The 629-nt window shown below is 68.2% G+C and carries 1 protein-coding gene; it reads left to right on the forward strand.

Translation table 11 applies throughout. The features are described from left to right. Window positions 1–629: Holliday junction branch migration DNA helicase RuvB (gene ruvB, locus HA630_RS27055; RefSeq protein WP_166832196.1), on the forward strand; the 629-nt coding region annotated here is incomplete at both ends.

Genomic DNA, 629 nt, shown 5'->3' on the forward strand with positions numbered 1-629 from the left:
CTGTTCATCGACGAGATCCACCGGCTGTCGCCCGTGGTGGAGGAAATCCTCTACCCCGCGCTGGAGGACTACCAGATCGACATCATGATCGGCGAAGGCCCTGCCGCGCGCTCCATCAAGCTGGACCTGCAGCCCTTCACCCTGGTCGGCGCCACCACCCGCGCCGGCATGCTGACCAACCCGCTGCGCGACCGTTTCGGCATCGTCGGACGGCTGGAGTTCTACACGCCCGAGGAGCTGGCCCGCATCGTCAAACGCAGCGCGGGGCTGCTGGGCGCACCGATCGCGCCCGATGCCTCCTTCGAGGTGGCCCGGCGTTCGCGCGGCACCCCGCGCATCGCCAACCGCTTGCTGCGCCGGGTGCGCGACTACGCCGAGGTGAAAGGTGACGGCACCATCACCCTGGACATGGCCAACCGCGCGCTGGCCATGCTGGACGTGGACCCGGTGGGCTTTGATCTGATGGACCGCAAGCTGCTGGAGGCGGTGATCCACAAGTTCGACGGCGGGCCGGTGGGGCTGGACAATATCGCCGCCAGCATCGGCGAGGAGCGCGACACCATCGAGGACGTGATCGAGCCCTACCTGATCCAGCAGGGCTACTTGCAGCGCACGCCGCGCGGGCGCAT

This window comes from Aquabacterium sp. A08 (assembly GCF_011742065.1).